This window comes from Brevundimonas faecalis, from assembly GCF_040549405.1.
In the GTDB taxonomy this organism is placed as follows: domain Bacteria; phylum Pseudomonadota; class Alphaproteobacteria; order Caulobacterales; family Caulobacteraceae; genus Brevundimonas; species Brevundimonas faecalis.
The window spans coordinates 541,000-556,488 of record NZ_JBEPTF010000002.1; the positions used below are offsets into that span (position 1 = coordinate 541,000).

The window sequence follows — 15,489 nt, forward strand, 5'->3', positions numbered from 1 at the left end:
TGAGGTGCTGAAGCCTTCAGCATCGGACTCCCAATGAGATCCTTCCTGCCGAACCTGCTGGATCGTCGTCTGTTCGTGGCCGGGGCGATCGGCGGACTGGCCGTCGGCGGCAAGGCCATGGCTCGCGCCGAACCCGTGACGGTCTTTTCCGGCGGGCCGATCCTGACCATGGACGACGCCCGTCCGGCCGTGGAGGCGGTCGCGGTGCGCGGCGACCGCATTCTCGCGGCGGGCTCCCTGGACGAGGTGCGAGCGACGGCTGGGCGCGGCGCTCGGGCGGCGGATCTGGAGGGCCGGACCCTGCTGCCGGGCTTCTTCGACCCGCACGGCCATGTCTCCATGGTCGGGCTGCAGGCGCGCTACGCCAATCTTCTTCCGGCGCCGGACGGAGAAGGCGCCGACGTCTCGGCCCTGCAGGGGATCACGCGCGACTGGATGAGCCGTCATGAAGCGCTCGTCCGCGACACGGGGCTGGTGATCGGCTTCGGCTATGACGATTCCCAACTGAAGGAGCGGCGTCATCCCACGCGGGATGAACTGGACGCCGTTTCCGACGTCGTGCCGATCCTGTTCCTGCATCAGTCAGGTCACATGGGCGCGGCCAATACGCCGGCTCTGGCGGCGGCGGGGGTCGGCGCCGACACGCCTGATCCCAGCGGCGGCGTCTTCCGGCGTCGCGACGGTTCGCGCGAGCCGAACGGGGTGATGGAGGAGACCGCCCTCTTCGCCGTCATGGGCGCCCTGTTCACGCGCCTGGACGCGGAGGCCAACCGCCAGATGATCGTCGAGGGCGCGCGCTTCTACGCCCGGTTCGGCTATACCACGGCTCAGGACGGGCGATCGTCGACCGACACCTGCCGCATGATCGCCCAACTGGCTGAGGCCGGCGCCCTGCCGATCGACATCCTGTCCTTCCCCGACATCCTGACGTCCACCGACATTATGGCCACGCCCCTGCATCGGCGGGGCTATGAGGGTCGATTCCGCATAGGCGGGGTCAAGCTGACGCTGGACGGTTCGCCCCAGGCGAAGACGGCCTGGCTGTCCCAGCCCTATTTCATACCGCCCGAAGGCCAGCCGGCGTCCTGGCGCGGCTATCCGGCGGTGACGGAGCAGCAGGCCCTGGATGCCGTGGACCTGGCCTTCCGCAACGACTGGCAGATCGAGGTCCATGCCAATGGGGACGCCGCCGTCGATCTCCTGATCGCCGCCGTGCGCGAGGCGAGCCGCAGGCACGGGGTCAAGGATCGTCGTCCCGTCCTAATCCACGGCCAGACGACGCGGCTGGACCAGTTGGACGACCTGAAGATGCTGGGGATCGTCCCCTCCTTCTTCCCCATGCACACCTTCTACTGGGGCGATTGGCATAGGGAGTCCGTCCTGGGACCGCGTCGGGCGGAGTTGATCTCGCCCTGCGCCTCCGCCGTGAGGCGGGGCATGCGCTTCACCACCCATCACGACGCGCCCGTGGCCAATCCCGACGCCATGCGGGTGCTGTCGGCCACGGTCACGCGCCGCACCCGCTCGGGGGACATCCTGGGGCCGGACGAGCGCGTTCCGGTCGAGACGGCCTTGAAGGCCATGACCCTCTGGGCCGCCTGGCAGCACTATGAGGACGACCGCAAGGGGTCGCTTGAGGTCGGCAAGCTGGCAGACCTCGTGCTGCTGGACTCGGATCCGATCCGCATCGATCCCGACCGCCTGGCCGGGATCAAGGTGTCCCAGGTCTACAAGGAAGGTCGTCCCGTCGACCTGGGTTGAGATCCTCTATCGCTTCTTCAGGCTGCCGAGCACGCCGCGCAGCAGTTCGCGGGTGATGGTCGAGCCGGCGGTGCGCAGGACGGACTTGGTTAGGGCCTCGATCGGCGTCTGGCGGCTGGAGGCGCGAGGGCGGGCCGGGGCGCGTTCGCGCGCCGGAGCGGGGGCTGAGCGGGCGGCCTTTTCGGTGGCCTTGACCTCGGCGGCGTCGGCCTGAGCCTGGGCCTCGATACGGTCGGCCTGGGCGCGACGGGCCTTCAAGACCTCCTCGGCGGACTCGCGGTTGATCGCCGTGTCATAGGTTCCGCGCACGGGGCTGGCGGCGATGATCGCCGCGCGTTCGGCGTCGGTCGCCGGACCCAGGCGCGAGTCCGGGGGACGGATCTTGGTCTGGGCCACCACGGTCGGAGCCCCCTTGTCGTCCAGGGTCGAGACCAGGGCTTCGCCCACGCCCAGGGCCTGAATGGCCTCGGCGGTGTCGAAGGCGGGATTGGTGCGGAAGCTCTGGGCCGCGGCGCGCAGGCCCTTCTGCTCGGCGGGGGTATAGGCGCGCAGGGCGTGCTGCACCCGGTTGCCCAGCTGGGCCAGGACGGTGTCGGGGATGTCGGCCGGGTTCTGGGTGACGAAATAGACGCCTACGCCCTTGGAGCGGATCAGGCGGACCACCTGCTCGACCTTCTCCAGCAGGCCCTTGGGCGCGTCGTTGAACAGCAGGTGGGCCTCGTCGAAGAAGAAGACCAGGCGCGGTTTCTCCGGGTCGCCGATCTCGGGCAGCTGCTCGAACAGTTCCGAAAGCAGCCACAGCAGGAAGGCGGCGTAGAGGCGGGGACTGTTCATCAGCCGCGTCGAATCCAGGACATTCACCTGGCCTCGTCCGTCCAGCGAGGTCCGCATCATGTCTTCCAGCCGCAGGGCCGGTTCGCCGAAGAAGGCCTTGCCGCCCTGTTGTTCCAGTTGAAGCAGGGCGCGCTGGATGGCGGCGATCGAGGTGGGCGAGACGTTGCCGACCTCGCGGCCGATGGTCTGGGCGTTCTCGCCGACATAGGCCAGGAGGGCGCGCAGGTCCTCGAGGTCCAGCAGCAGCAGGCCCTCCTTGTCGGCGACGTGGAAGGCGACGGTCAGCACTCCCTCCTGCACGTCGTTCAGCTCCAGCATCCGGGCCAGCAGGGTCGGGCCGACGTCGGAGATGGTGGCGCGGATCGGGTGACCCTTCTGGCCGTACAGGTCCCAGAAGACGACCGGCGCGGCCTTGCCCATCAGGTTCAACCCCATCTTGCCGGCGCGTTCGCCGAACTTCTGGACATCGCCCGGCTGGCTGATGCCCGACAGGTCGCCCTTCACGTCGGCGCAGAAGACGGGGACGCCCGCATCGGAAAAGCCCTGGGCCATGATCTGCAAGGTCACGGTCTTGCCGGTACCGGTGGCGCCGGCCACCACGCCGTGCCGGTTGGCGCGCTTGAACAGCAGGTTTTCGGCGGCGCCCTCGAAGGACTGGCCGAGGAAGAGGGCGGCGGGATTGTCGGTCATGCGGGGCGGTCTCCTGCGTCTGACCGCATGCTTATCCGACCGGGCCGGGGCCGCAAGGCGGAACCGCGCGGCTTTACAGCGATTGACGCTGTCGCCGACGCCCACGACAGTCCCGATCATGAAACTGCCTCTCACGGTTCCGACCTCATCGGTCGCACGCAACGCCCTGGTCCTGATCGCCGTCGTGGCGAGCGGGGCGGCCCTCTACTGGCTGCGGGACATCCTGACGCCCCTGGCCATGGCCATCTTTCTGATGATCATGATTGACGGGGTGAAGCGGGCCATCGAGACTCGCACCCCCGTGCCGTCACGGTTCGCGGGGACGGCGGCCCTGATCCTGGTGGTGCTCGGCTTCCTGCTGTCGATCTGGATCATCGTCGACGGCGCGGCCGGCTTCTTCACCGACGCCTCGGGCGTTTCCGCCAACATCGGCCCTCGACTGGACCAAATCATTCATGACGCCAGCGCCCTGGTCGGCGTGGCCGATCCGCCGACGCTTCAGGATCTGATCGCCGGCATAGACGTGCGCGGCTGGCTGACCCAGGCGGCGATGCAGGCTCAGGGCGTGGCCTCGGGCGCCTTCTTCGTCATGGTCTATCTGGGCTTCCTGCTCGCCTCCCAGGCGGGCTTCCGCAAGAAGATCGTCGCCATGTTCCCCGAACGGGGCGCCCGCAACGAGGCGATGGAGGTGTTCAACCGGGTGCGTGGCGGGGTCGAGGGCTATCTGTGGGTCCAGGCCGTGACCGGGGCCATGATCTGCCTGGTGGCCTGGATCCTGATGCGGGCCGTGGGCCTTCAGAACGCCGAGTTCTGGACCTTCGTCATCTTCATCGTCGGCTTCATTCCTGTGCTGGGCGGCGCTATCGCCGGCTGCGCCCCGCCCCTGTTCGCCCTGGTCCAGTTCGAGAGCTACTGGCCGGCGCTCATCCTGCTGATCGGGCTCCAGGTCCTGCTGTTCGTCGTCGGCAACATGATCCAGCCGCGCATGCAGGGCGACAATCAGAATATCGACCCGGTGGTCGTCCTCCTGGCCCTGGCGCTCTGGGGCAAGATGTGGGGCGTGCCGGGCATGTTCCTGTCCACGCCCCTGGCCGTGATGGCCATGGCCATATTGGCGGAATTCAAGGGCTCGCGCTGGATCGCCGTCCTGCTGTCCGGCGACGGAGAGCCCTATGCGCCGCGCAAGTCTGATCCGCGGGCGGAACAAAAACGCAAGTCTTGGTTCAATTTCCTAAAGGGGCGCGGCAAGCGGTCGCATGAAAAAGGCGGAAAAGAAGACTGATCCTGCCCTTGATCCGCCATAAGTGGCCACTATCTACCCAATCAGACGACGCGGCCTCCCCTCCCCCTCCCGGCCGCGAAGTCCAGAGGACCGGCGCTCCCTCCCCCCTCCTGCGCCGGACCCGAAGCAGGCCGCCGAGCGTTTTCGCCCGGCGGCCTTGTTCGTTTCTGGGGCGAAATTCACCTCATCTTCGCATGCGTGAACGGGGCGGAAATGGGGCGAATGTCCCTGTGGCCCGGGGCCTGACGCCAAATCACACCCTTGCTGTGGGCCATTCGCGCAACATGGTGCGCCGCACACAGAAGAAACAGGGCGTTCTGCGCCTCGGACGGCCTAGCCAGTCGCGCCGGGCGCGCTAATGTGGCGCGGCAATCCTGCGGCTTTCACGCCGTGCTGTTCGAGACTTCATCATGTCCGCCGCTTCGCGCATCGTTTCCGCCATCCCAGCTGATCTGGAGGCGCTGGAGGCGGCCTATGCGCGGATTGTCGACGGCCCGCCGGGCGCCGCCGAAAAGTCTCTGCTGGCTCAGGCCTTCGACGACTACGCGGCTGACGAGACCCCTGAACTGGGCGGCGACGACCTGGCCGCCCTGCTGGGCCTGGCCTGGCGCTCGGCCCAGAACCGCAAGGCGGGCGAGCCGGCCCGTGTCAGCGTCAGCCCCCTGGTCGGCGCCGACGGCGCTCCGACCGGCTATGACAGCGTCCTGATCCTGCAGGACGACGCGCCCTTCCTGGTCGATAGCGTTCTGGGCGAACTGGCCGAGGCCGGCGTCACCGTGCGGGCCCTGTTCCACCCGATCGTCGAGGTCGAGGCCGGCCGTCGCGATTCCCTGATCATCGTCGTCATCGATCCCCTGCCGCAGGAGCGCCGCGACGCCCTGGGTGAAGGCCTGGCCCAGGCCATGGCCGACGTCCGCGCCGCCGTGGCCGACCACGGCGCCATGGTCCAACTGATGCGCGACGCCGTCGCCCAACTGGAGGCCTCGCCGCCTGCCGCCGTCGATCCGGCCGTGCTGGAAGAGAACATCGCTTTCCTGCGCTGGGCCAAGAGCGACCACTTCGTCTTCCTAGGCGCCCGCGACTACGCCTATCCGCGCAGCGCCGACGGCGGCTATGCAGCCGAGGCCCCGCTGGAAGTCTCGGACCAGGGTCTGGGCATCCTGAACGATCCGGAGCGCCGGGTGCTGCGTCGCGCCTCCGAGCCGGCGCTCCTGACCCCGGCCATGCAGCGTCAGCTTGACGAGAGCGAGCCGGTCACCGTGGCCAAGGCCAATATGCGCTCGCGCGTCCATCGCCGCGCCTACATGGACTATGTCGGGGTCAAGCGTTACGGCGCGGACGGCAAGGCCTCGGGCGAGACCCGTTTCGTCGGCCTCTTCACCGCCGAGGCCTATGACAAGATGGCCAAGGAGGTGCCGCTGATCCGGCGCAAGGTCGCCAATGCGCTGGAACGCGCCGGCAAGACGCCCGGCAGCCACAACTACAAGCGCCTGAAGAACATCCTCGAGAACTACCCCCGCGACGAGCTGTTCCAGATCAGCGAGGACGAGCTGCTGGATACGGCTCTGGGCGTCCTGCACCTCTACGACCGTCCGCGCATCCGTCTGTTCACGCGCCGCGACCCGTTCGACCGCTTCGTCTCGGTCCTCTGCTTCATTCCGCGCGAACGCTTCGACGCCGGTCTGCGCCAGCGCATCGGCGGCATCCTGGCCAAGGCCTGGGGCGGTCGGGTCTCGGCCTGGTATCCGCAGCTGACGGACCAGCCGCTGACGCGCGTCCACTACATCATCGGCGTCGAGCCGGGCGCCCACCTGGAGCCCGATCCCAAGGCCCTGGAGGCCGAGGTGGCCGAGGCCGGCCGTAGCTGGATCGACCGTTTCGAAACCGCCCTGCGCGCCGCCGACGTCGATGAAGTCGCCGTTGGTCCGACCAGCGCCAAGTGGGCGGACGGCTTCGGCGTCGCCTATCGCGCCCGCTACGACGCGGCCGAGGCTGTGGCCGACCTGGAGCAGTTCGACCGTCTGAACGACGGTTCGGCGGGCGACGGCGTTCATGCCGAGCCGGTGGCCGTCCGCGCCTTCCGCACCGCGGACGAAAGCTCGCTGCAGTTCCGCTTCAAGCTCTATCGTCGCGGCTCGGCCGTGCCGCTGTCGGACGTCCTGCCGATCCTGGCCGACATGGGCCTGAAGACGCTGGAGGAGTCGGACCACGTGGTCCGCACCGTCGGGGACGCCCCCATCTATATCCACGACTTCCTGCTGGAAGACCCGCGCGGCGAGGCCCTGACCTTCGCCGACATCAAGGCCCCGTTCGAGGCCGCCTTCAAGGCGGTCTGGGCCGGCCGCACCGAGAGCGACGGCTTCAACCGCCTGGTGCTGGAACTGGGCGTCGACTGGCGCGAGGCGGCCCTGATCCGCACCCTGGCCCGCTATCGCCAGCAGACCGGCCTGGACCCGTCGCAGGCGGTGCAGGAAACAGCCCTGCGCGAATATCCGACCGTGGCCCGCGCCATCCTGTCCCTGTTCAAGGCCAAGTTCGATCCGGCCCACGGCGGTTCGGTCGCCGAACGCGAGGCCCAGGTCGCCGAGCTGAACGATAAGATCATCGCCCTGCTGCAGGACGTGAAGAGCCTGGATCACGACCGAGTTCTGCGCCGCATCGCCCTGCTGATCGGCGCCGTGAAGCGCACCAACTTCTATCAGGTCGACGCCGAGGGGAATCCGAAGGCGCATATCTCGATCAAGATCGCCTCGCGCGAGCTTGAGGACCTGCCCCTGCCCAAGCCATTCCGCGAAATCTTCGTCTGGGCGCCGCACATCGAGGGCGTCCACCTGCGCTTCGGCCCCGTCGCGCGGGGCGGCCTGCGCTGGTCGGATCGTCGTGACGACTTCCGCACCGAGGTTCTGGGTCTGGTGAAGGCCCAGCAGGTCAAGAACTCGGTCATCGTGCCGGTCGGCTCCAAGGGCGGCTTCTATCCCAAGCAGTTGCCGGTCGGCGGCGACCGCGACGCGGTCCAGGCCGAGGCTATCCGCGCCTACAAGACCTTCCTGTCCGGCCTGCTGGACATCACCGACAACATCGTCGGCGAGGGCGCCCCGGTGCGTCCGGCTGATGTCGTGGCTTGGGAAGGCGACGACCCCTATCTGGTCGTGGCGGCCGACAAGGGCACGGCGACCTTCTCGGACATCGCCAACGGCGTGAGCCAGTCCTACGGCTTCTGGCTGGACGACGCTTTCGCGAGTGGTGGTTCGGCCGGTTACGACCACAAGGAGATGGGCATCACGGCGCGCGGCGCCTGGGAGGCGGTCAAGCGCCACTTCCGCGAGATGGGCAAGGATATCCAGTCCGAGCCCTTCACCGTGGTCGGCGTGGGCGACATGTCCGGCGACGTCTTCGGCAACGGCATGTTGCTGTCCAAGGCGATCAAGCTGGTCGCCGCCTTCGATCACCGCGACATCTTCATCGACCCCAACCCGGACACGGCCAAATCCTTCGCTGAGCGTCAGCGCCTGTTCGAGACGCCGCGCACCAGCTGGCAGGACTATGACAAGAGTCTGATCTCGGAAGGCGGCGGTGTCTTCTCGCGCTCGGCTAAGACCATCGCCCTGACCCCGCAGATCAAGGAACTGCTGGACATCGAGGCGGATGTGGTCGACCCGACCACCCTGATGCAGGCCATCCTCAAGGCCCGCGCCGAGTTGCTCTACTTCGGCGGCATCGGCACCTACATCAAGGGCGGCGGCGAGACCAACGCCCAGGCCGGGGACAAGGCCAACGACGCCATCCGCATCAACGGCGGCGACGTGCGCGCCTTGGTCCTGGGCGAAGGCGCCAACCTGGGCGCGACCCAGCTGGGCCGCATCGAGGCGGCGCGGGCGGGCATGCGCCTGAACACCGACGCCATCGACAACTCGGCCGGCGTGGACTCGTCCGACCATGAGGTGAACATCAAGATCCTCACCGGCGGCGCCATCGCCTCGGGCCGTCTGAAGGCCGAGGATCGCAACGCCCTGCTGAAGTCGATGACCGACGAGGTCGGCCTCAAGGTCCTGGCGCACAACTACGACCAGACCCTGGCTCTGACCCTGCAACAGGCGGAAGGCCCCGCGGCGCTCGACGCCCAGCAGGCCTTCATGCAGCACCTGTCCTCGCTGGGTAAGCTGAACCGGGCGGTGGAATACCTGCCCGACGACGCCCGCATCGCCGAGATGAAGCTGCAGGGCGCCGCCCTGACCCGTCCTGAGCTGGCGGTTCTGACGGCCTATTCCAAGCTGGAGCTGTTCGACGAGATCGTCGGCTCCTCGGCGCCGGACGACGCCTTCTTCGAGCGCCTGCTGGTCCACTACTTCCCGGCGCCTCTGGCGAAGTTCGAAGAGGACATGAAGGCCCACCGCCTGCGTCGCGACATCATCGCCACCGTGCTGTCGAACGAGATCGTCAACATGGCCGGGCCGACCTTCCCCGACCGCCTGCGGGCGGCGGCGGAGTGCGACACCGCCGCCATGGTCACGGCCTTCGAGACCGCGCGCCAGGTCTTCCGTCTGGACCAGGCCTGGAAGGCGGTCTCCGCCCTGGACCTCAAGATTCCGGCCGAGGCCCAGACGGCCCTCTATCAGGAGATCGCCAAGGTCCTGCGTCGCCAGACCTACTGGCTGGCCCGTCGCGCAGCCCGCACCGAAACCACGGTCGGCGGCATGATCGCCGCCTATCAGCCCGCCGCCGACGCCCTGCGTGCTGCCGGTCCGGAGGTGCTCTCGCGCTTCGAGCAGCAGCAGTTCGAGGCTCGCGTCGCGACCTTCGTCGGCCTGGGCGCGCCGGAAGACCTGGCGCGCGACATCGCCCTGCTGCGGCCCATGGTGGCTACGGCCGACATCGGCGACCTGGCCAATGAACTGGGCTGGAGCGCGCCGGCCATGGCCCGCCTCTATCACCAGGTTGGCGCCGCCTTCGACTTCGACCGCCTGCGCGTGGCGGCCGGTTCGATCCCGTCGGGCGATCACTTCGACCGTCTGGCCGTGCGTCGTCTGATCCAGGACCTGATGGCCGAACAGCAGCAGCTGACCCGCGCCGTGGCCAAGGCCTCGGCCGAGGCGGCGGGCGCCAGCGAGGAAACCGCTGAGACGGCCGTCGACGCCTGGATCGGCGCCCGTATCGGCCAGGTCGAATCCCTGCGCGGGTCGGTCGACGAGATCGAGACCTCAGGCACGGGCTGGACCTTCGCCAAGCTGACCATCGCCAACGGGGCTATTCGTGAGGTCCTGGGAAGCTGAGGCTTCCCAGGGCGCCACGCTCGCTGCGCGGCGGCTCCCTGCTTGAGCGCAGCCGTGTGATCTCTGCCTGATGAGGCCCGCTCGTTTCGTTCTTCTCGGCGAGACGGGCGGGCCTTGGCGTTTGGGGCGGCTTGGCGTTAGGTGGTCGCCGCTGTTCAGAGATCCGCTAAGGCCGTCCAACCCATGCCCAGGAAGTTTCTCGTCGTCGTCGACGACAGCCCCGAGTTCGGCGCGGCCTTGGGCTACGCCGCGCGCCGGGCCAGATCGACCGGCGGCCGCGTAGTCCTGCTGCGCGCCCTGCCCGGCGGTTCGGACGAGCACTGGTCCGGCGTCCGCGACGAAATCCGCCGCCAGCAGCGCGAGGAAGCCGAGGCTCTCCTGAACCGTCTCGGACAGGAGGCGGCGGAGAAGTCGGGCGCAGCCCCCGTCTTCATCATCGAGGAAGGCGAGCCTCTGGCCGCCATCCGCAAAGCCGTCGGCGCCGATCCCGACATCAAGATCCTGGTCCTGGCGGCGAGCGGCGGTTCTCGCGGCCCTGGGCCCCTGGTCTCCGCCGTCATGAAACAGGGCGCGGCCGTCACGGGACGCAAGCTGCCGGTGACGATCGTGCCGGGCGAACTGACCGACGCGGACATCGAGGACCTGGCCTGATCCGAGCGGCGGCCGTCATGTTTCGACAGAGAGGCTTGCGAACCTCCCGGTCGAGGTCCATGTCCCGGCCATGTTCATCCAGACCGAACCGACGCCGAACCCCAATGTCCTGAAGTTCCTGCCCGGCCGCGAAGTCGCGCCGCAGGACGTTCTGGAATACCGGACCATCGACGAGGCGGCCGCCTCGCCCCTGGCCGAAGCCCTGTTCGAGTTGGAGGGCGTCGAAGGCGTCTTCTTCGGCGCCGACTACGTCTCGGTCACGCGTTCGGCCGAGGGGCCGGATTGGAGCGCGATGAAGGCGCCCATCCTCTCGGTGGTCATGGATCATTTCGTTTCCGGCGCCCCGCTGGTCCGGGAAGGCGCCGCAGCGGCTGCCGATGAAGCCGAGGACAGCGAGATCGTGGCGGAGATCAAGGGTCTCCTGGACAGCCGCATCCGCCCGGCCGTGGCTCAGGACGGCGGCGACATCCTGTTCGACCATTTCGACGAAGAAACCGGCGTCCTGCGCCTGCGGATGCGCGGCGCCTGTTCGGGTTGCCCCTCCTCCTCCGCGACGCTGAAGGCGGGCGTGGAGCAGATGATGCGCCACTATGTTCCCGAAGTCCTCAGCGTCGAACAGGTGATCTGACCGGACCTAGTGTTTCACATGAAACACTATCGTCTCGATCGCGCCTGGGGCATGATCGGTCCATGGCCCGTTTCACCGACGACAATGACGCCGACGCCGAAATCCGCGCCCTCGGCGAGGCTCTGGCCATGCTGCGCCGCGAGCGCGGCCTGAGCCAGGCGGAGGCCGGCCAGCGCCTGGGCATGACCAGTCAGGGCTGGGGTCTGTACGAGGCGGGCAAGCGGTCAGGCCTGTTCCGACCCGATGTGCAGCGCCGCCTGACCGGCGCGCTCGATGCGACGCCGGAAGATCTAGCGTTGCTGGTTCGCGCGTCTTCGACGCCCTCGGCTCTCACGCAGCCCTTCAAGCCCGACGGCCTTGAAATGCGAGGACGAATTTTTGAAGGCGCGCCGTCCGTTGAACGGCGCAGACTGCAGTTGTCCTCCGACGAACTGGCTCCCTGGGCCGCCGCGGGGACGGTGCTGGAGTATGTGCCGGGGCGTTGGCCCAGGCGCGACCAGGGCTGCGTGATCGAGATGGCGGACGGTTCGTTACGCGCTCGCCTCTATGTCCGGTCTGACGAGGTTGAACTGGTGGTGCGCGGCGCCGGCGCCCTGCTGACGATTGAAAAGATTCCCCGGGTTCAGGCCCGCGCGGTTTCAGCCGTGGTCGCGCGTCTCGATGAAGGATGAAATGAAATAGTTGCGTTTCATTTCGTTTCATGAAACTCTCCGTGTCGTAGCCGAGCAGGAGGATTTCATGTCGCGCCGCAGCCAGGATATCGACCACGCCGTCGGACTTCGCATCGCTTCGCGCCGTTCCGCCCTGGGCCTGTCCCAGTCGGCCCTGGGACGTGAGCTGGGGATCAGCTTCCAACAGGTTCAGAAGTATGAAAGCGGGACCAATCGCGTCTCCGCTTCACGACTGCATCAGATCGCCGTGGCCCTGGGCTGTTCGGTCGCCGAATTCTTCCCCTCGCAGCACGAGGATCAGAAGGAGGGGGCAACTGGCATGAAGCCGCTGATCGCGACGGCGGAAGGACGGGCGATCGCCGCCGCCTTTCCCCGAATTCCTGATCTTACCGTGCGTCATGCCGTCAGCCGGGTGGTGGAGGCGCTGGCGTCCGCCTGATCCCGTCGATAGGAAGGCGGGGACATGAGAATTCTTATCGTGGATACGGCGCTGGGCGCCTGTTCGGCCGGCTTGTTCGAAGAAGGCCGCGTCCTGGGCCTTCGTTCCGAACCCATGGCCAAGGGCCACCAGGAAAAACTGGGGGGCATGGTCCGCGACGCCGCCGCCGAGGCCGGGGGTCTGGGTCTGGTCGATCGCATCGGCGTGACGGTGGGGCCGGGCTCCTTCACGGGCCTGCGCGTGGGTCTGGCTTTCGCTCAAGGGTTGGGCGCGGGGCTGGACCGGCCGGTCGTCGGAATCTCCACCCTGGACGGCCTGGCCGCGTCGGTCGAACCGGAAGCCGGACGCCTGGTCGCCGCCCTCGTCGACGCACGTCGGGGGCAGGTCTATGTGCGCCTGTTTCGCGATGGGGCTGCCTTGGGGGAGGCTGAGGCCTTGTCGCTGGAGGCGGCGGCGGATCGGATCCTGGCTGAACTGAAAGCTGGCGAAGACAAGCCTCTGCTGATCGGAACCGGCGGGCCGGTTCTGGTCGACGCCTTTCCGGAGCGGCTGAGGGGAGCGGTCTTGAAGGTCCTGGCGGCGCCCGCGCCTGAGGCCCTGGCCGTTCTCGCCTCGGCGACGGATCCGGAGAAGGCCCGGCCCCGCCCCCTCTATCTGCGTGCGCCGGACGCCGTGCCGCCCAGCAGGCTGCCGGGTCAGGCTCGTGCGCTTGCGGCGTCCGCGGCGAGCGGACCGGGCGAGGGATCGTGATCGCGAACGACCGATCCGCTTCTGAGACGGCGGCCTCTGCAACCGTCCTGGCGGCGCTGCACGCCGAGGCGTTCGAGGCGCCTTGGGACGCGGACAGCCTGCAGACCCTGCTGGCCTCGCCCGGCGTCTTCGCCGTGGCGGAAGCGGACGGCTTCATCCTGGTCCGCGTCGTCGCCGACGAGGCCGAGATCCTGACCCTGGCCGTGCGCCCCGCCGCGCGTCGTGCGGGCCTGGGCGGTCGCCTGGTAGAGGCGGCGGTGGTGCGCGCCGCGGCTCTGGGCGTCGACCGCATGTTCCTGGAAGTGGCCGAAGACAACCAGGCCGCCCGGACGCTCTATGCCCGTGCGGGCTTTCAGGAGGCAGGCCGTCGGCGAGGCTATTATTCGCGTGCGGACGGAAGTCGCGAAGACGCTCTGGTTCTGGCGTTGAACTTTCCCGAACGGCTTCCCTAAGTCGACGGTCCATCCTATCTTCCGCGCCATGGAACGGATCGAGAAACTCTGCGCCGAGCGCGGCATGCGTATGACTGAGCAGCGGCGCGTCATCGCTCGCGTCCTGTCGCAGGCCGAGGATCACCCCGACGTCGAGGAGTTGTACCGCCGCGCCTCGTCGATCGACCCGCATATCTCGATCGCCACCGTCTATCGCACCGTGCGCCTGTTCGAAGAGGCGGGCGTGGTTGAGAAACATGACTTCGGCGACGGCCGCAGCCGCTACGAAGAGGCTGGCGACGACCACCACGACCACCTGATCGACACCAAGACTGGCGAGGTCATCGAGTTCTTTGACGCCGAGATCGAGCGTCTGAAGACCGAGATCGCCAAGCGCCTGGGCTTCGAACTGGTCGGCCACAAGCTTGAGCTCTATGGCCACGCCATCCCCGGCGCCGAGCCGGGCCAGCGCGAAGGCCTGATCTACAAGCGCCACGCCGCGCGTGTCGAAACCGCCCAGGCGGACGACTGAGACAGGGCCTGGTCTTCGGTTCGTCTTGCCGTCGCCGGGTTCGGCGACCATAAGCCGGGCATGACCGACACCCTCGAAACGCCCGCAGCGACGGCGGCCGAAGGCGCGCCTGCGTCCGGCGCCAAGCGGCTGTTCATCAAGACCTACGGCTGTCAGATGAACGTCTATGACAGCGAGCGCATGGCCGACGTCCTGCGTCCGCTGGGCTATGCGACGACCGATGCACCCGAGGGCGCCGACTTCGTCATCCTCAACACCTGCCATATCCGCGAACGCGCGGCCGAGAAGGTCTATTCGGAACTCGGCAAGTTGAAGCAGATGCGCGAACGCAAGATCGCGCGCGGCGACGGCGGCATGACCATCGCTGTCGCCGGCTGCGTCGCCCAGGCCGAGGGCGAGGAGATCATGAAGCGCCAGCCCGCGGTCGACCTCGTGGTCGGACCTCAGGCCTACCACCAACTGCCCGAACTGCTGACCCGCACGGCGCGGGCGCGGGGCGAGCGCATCGGCGCCGACTTCGCCCCGCATGAGAAGTTCGACGCCCTGACGCCCGAAATGATCAAGACGCGAGGCGGCGACGGCCCGACGGCCTTCCTGACGGTGCAGGAAGGCTGCGACAAGTTCTGCACCTTCTGCGTCGTCCCCTATACGCGGGGCGCCGAATGGTCGCGCCCGGCGGCGGCGGTGCTGGCCGAGGCCCGCGCCCTGGCCGACCGGGGCGTGCGCGAGGTCACCCTGCTGGGCCAGAACGTCAACGCCTATGACGGCGAGGGGCCGGACGGAAAGCCTTTCACCCTGGCGCGTCTGGCCTATGCCCTGGCCAAAATCCCGGGCCTCGACCGTATCCGCTATACCACCAGCCACGCCAACGACATGAGCGACGACCTGATCGCCGCCCACGCGGATCTGGACGCCCTGATGCCCTATCTGCACCTGCCAGTTCAGGCGGGATCGGATCGGGTGCTGAGGCTGATGAACCGCAAGCACGGGCGTCAGAAATACATCGACCTGATCGCGCGCATCCGGGAGGCGCGGCCCGATATGGCCATCGCCGGCGACTTCATCGTCGGCTTCCCCGGCGAGACGGATCGGGACTTCGAGGACACCCTCGATCTGGTGCGCCAGGTGACCTATGCGGGCGCCTTCAGTTTCGTCTATTCGCCGCGCCCCGGCACCCCCGCCGCCGGCATGCCGGGTCAGGTGGAGGAGGCCGTGGCCCTGGAGCGGCTGAAACGGCTGCAAGCTCTGCTGTTCGAACAGCAGACCGCCTTCAATGCGGCCCAGGCGGGCAGGACCCTGAATGTCCTGTTCGAGAAGAAGGGGCGGTATGAAGGTCAGGCCATCGGCCGGTCGCCCTATCTGCAATCGGTTCACGTCGACGGGGCCGACCATCTGCTGGGCCGGATCGTTCCGGTTGAAATCCTCAGCGGCGCCCAGAACAGCCTGAACGGGCGATTGGTCGAGGCTGTCACTATCTAGCTCGACACGTCTCCGACGAGGCGTCTTAACTGACGGGTTCTGAAAATCGTCTCCGCCGGGATGATCAGGAA

12 protein-coding genes are annotated in these 15,489 nt (G+C 67.9%); 11 read left to right on the forward strand and 1 reads right to left on the reverse strand.

Annotation, left to right across the window (positions count from 1 at the left end):
* The first annotated feature begins 33 nt into the window (after nucleotides 1-33).
* The gene (locus ABIE19_RS10660) at nucleotides 34-1,761 is read left to right on the forward strand and encodes an amidohydrolase (RefSeq protein ID WP_354089158.1); all 1,728 of its coding nucleotides are present in this window, start codon (nucleotides 34-36) and stop codon (nucleotides 1,759-1,761) included.
* A gap of 6 nt (nucleotides 1,762-1,767) precedes the next feature.
* Here the strand turns inward: ABIE19_RS10660 and ABIE19_RS10665 are convergent, their stop codons facing one another.
* Nucleotides 1,768-3,285, reverse strand: coding sequence for a helicase HerA-like domain-containing protein (locus ABIE19_RS10665; RefSeq protein ID WP_354089159.1), 1,518 nt, complete (start codon nucleotides 3,283-3,285; stop codon nucleotides 1,768-1,770).
* 118 nt (nucleotides 3,286-3,403) lie between these two features.
* Between ABIE19_RS10665 and ABIE19_RS10670 the strand changes: the two genes are divergently transcribed.
* The 10 genes from ABIE19_RS10670 to miaB all read left to right on the forward strand — a co-directional run bounded on the left by ABIE19_RS10670 (nucleotide 3,404) and on the right by miaB (nucleotide 15,418).
* On the forward strand, nucleotides 3,404-4,567 hold the full coding sequence (locus ABIE19_RS10670) for an AI-2E family transporter (RefSeq protein ID WP_354089160.1): 1,164 nt from the start codon (nucleotides 3,404-3,406) through the stop codon (nucleotides 4,565-4,567).
* A gap of 410 nt (nucleotides 4,568-4,977) precedes the next feature.
* Nucleotides 4,978-9,837: an NAD-glutamate dehydrogenase gene (locus ABIE19_RS10675; protein WP_354089161.1), complete on the forward strand. Its 4,860-nt coding sequence runs from the start codon at nucleotides 4,978-4,980 to the stop codon at nucleotides 9,835-9,837.
* 183 nt (nucleotides 9,838-10,020) lie between these two features.
* On the forward strand, nucleotides 10,021-10,488 hold the full coding sequence (locus tag ABIE19_RS10680; RefSeq protein ID WP_354089162.1) for a universal stress protein: 468 nt from the start codon (nucleotides 10,021-10,023) through the stop codon (nucleotides 10,486-10,488).
* 70 nt (nucleotides 10,489-10,558) lie between these two features.
* On the forward strand, nucleotides 10,559-11,116 hold the full coding sequence (locus ABIE19_RS10685) for a NifU family protein (protein ID WP_354089164.1): 558 nt from the start codon (nucleotides 10,559-10,561) through the stop codon (nucleotides 11,114-11,116).
* A gap of 62 nt (nucleotides 11,117-11,178) precedes the next feature.
* Entirely contained in the window at nucleotides 11,179-11,787 is a 609-nt protein-coding gene (locus ABIE19_RS10690) for a helix-turn-helix domain-containing protein (RefSeq protein WP_354089165.1), read from the forward strand.
* A 67-nt stretch (nucleotides 11,788-11,854) separates the two neighbouring features.
* Nucleotides 11,855-12,226 (forward strand): helix-turn-helix domain-containing protein, encoded by a 372-nt coding sequence (locus ABIE19_RS10695; RefSeq protein WP_354089167.1) that lies wholly within the window; start codon nucleotides 11,855-11,857, stop codon nucleotides 12,224-12,226.
* A gap of 24 nt (nucleotides 12,227-12,250) precedes the next feature.
* Nucleotides 12,251-12,976 (forward strand): tRNA (adenosine(37)-N6)-threonylcarbamoyltransferase complex dimerization subunit type 1 TsaB, encoded by a 726-nt coding sequence (tsaB, locus tag ABIE19_RS10700; RefSeq protein WP_354089169.1) that lies wholly within the window; start codon nucleotides 12,251-12,253, stop codon nucleotides 12,974-12,976.
* On the forward strand, nucleotides 12,973-13,428 hold the full coding sequence (gene rimI / locus ABIE19_RS10705; protein ID WP_354089170.1) for a ribosomal protein S18-alanine N-acetyltransferase: 456 nt from the start codon (nucleotides 12,973-12,975) through the stop codon (nucleotides 13,426-13,428). The genes tsaB and rimI overlap by 4 nt, the downstream gene beginning before the upstream one ends.
* 28 nt (nucleotides 13,429-13,456) lie before the next feature.
* Nucleotides 13,457-13,939, forward strand: coding sequence for a Fur family transcriptional regulator (locus ABIE19_RS10710; protein ID WP_354089171.1), 483 nt, complete (start codon nucleotides 13,457-13,459; stop codon nucleotides 13,937-13,939).
* A gap of 60 nt (nucleotides 13,940-13,999) precedes the next feature.
* On the forward strand, nucleotides 14,000-15,418 hold the full coding sequence (miaB, locus tag ABIE19_RS10715; RefSeq protein ID WP_354089172.1) for a tRNA (N6-isopentenyl adenosine(37)-C2)-methylthiotransferase MiaB: 1,419 nt from the start codon (nucleotides 14,000-14,002) through the stop codon (nucleotides 15,416-15,418).
* The last annotated feature ends 71 nt before the right edge of the window (nucleotides 15,419-15,489 follow it).

What these genes read in the sequence shown, in the direction of transcription:
- ABIE19_RS10660 (WP_354089158.1), top strand. Translation starts at nt 34, where the DNA reads ATGAGATCCTTCCTGCCGAACCTGCTGGATCGTCGTCTGTTCGTGGCC.
- ABIE19_RS10665 (WP_354089159.1), bottom strand. Translation starts at nt 3,285, where the DNA reads ATGACCGACAATCCCGCCGCCCTCTTCCTCGGCCAGTCCTTCGAGGGC.
- ABIE19_RS10670 (WP_354089160.1), top strand. Translation starts at nt 3,404, where the DNA reads ATGAAACTGCCTCTCACGGTTCCGACCTCATCGGTCGCACGCAACGCC.
- ABIE19_RS10675 (WP_354089161.1), top strand. Translation starts at nt 4,978, where the DNA reads ATGTCCGCCGCTTCGCGCATCGTTTCCGCCATCCCAGCTGATCTGGAG.
- ABIE19_RS10680 (WP_354089162.1), top strand. Translation starts at nt 10,021, where the DNA reads ATGCCCAGGAAGTTTCTCGTCGTCGTCGACGACAGCCCCGAGTTCGGC.
- ABIE19_RS10685 (WP_354089164.1), top strand. Translation starts at nt 10,559, where the DNA reads ATGTTCATCCAGACCGAACCGACGCCGAACCCCAATGTCCTGAAGTTC.
- ABIE19_RS10690 (WP_354089165.1), top strand. Translation starts at nt 11,179, where the DNA reads ATGGCCCGTTTCACCGACGACAATGACGCCGACGCCGAAATCCGCGCC.
- ABIE19_RS10695 (WP_354089167.1), top strand. Translation starts at nt 11,855, where the DNA reads ATGTCGCGCCGCAGCCAGGATATCGACCACGCCGTCGGACTTCGCATC.
- tsaB (WP_354089169.1), top strand. Translation starts at nt 12,251, where the DNA reads ATGAGAATTCTTATCGTGGATACGGCGCTGGGCGCCTGTTCGGCCGGC.
- ABIE19_RS10710 (WP_354089171.1), top strand. Translation starts at nt 13,457, where the DNA reads ATGGAACGGATCGAGAAACTCTGCGCCGAGCGCGGCATGCGTATGACT.
- miaB (WP_354089172.1), top strand. Translation starts at nt 14,000, where the DNA reads ATGACCGACACCCTCGAAACGCCCGCAGCGACGGCGGCCGAAGGCGCG.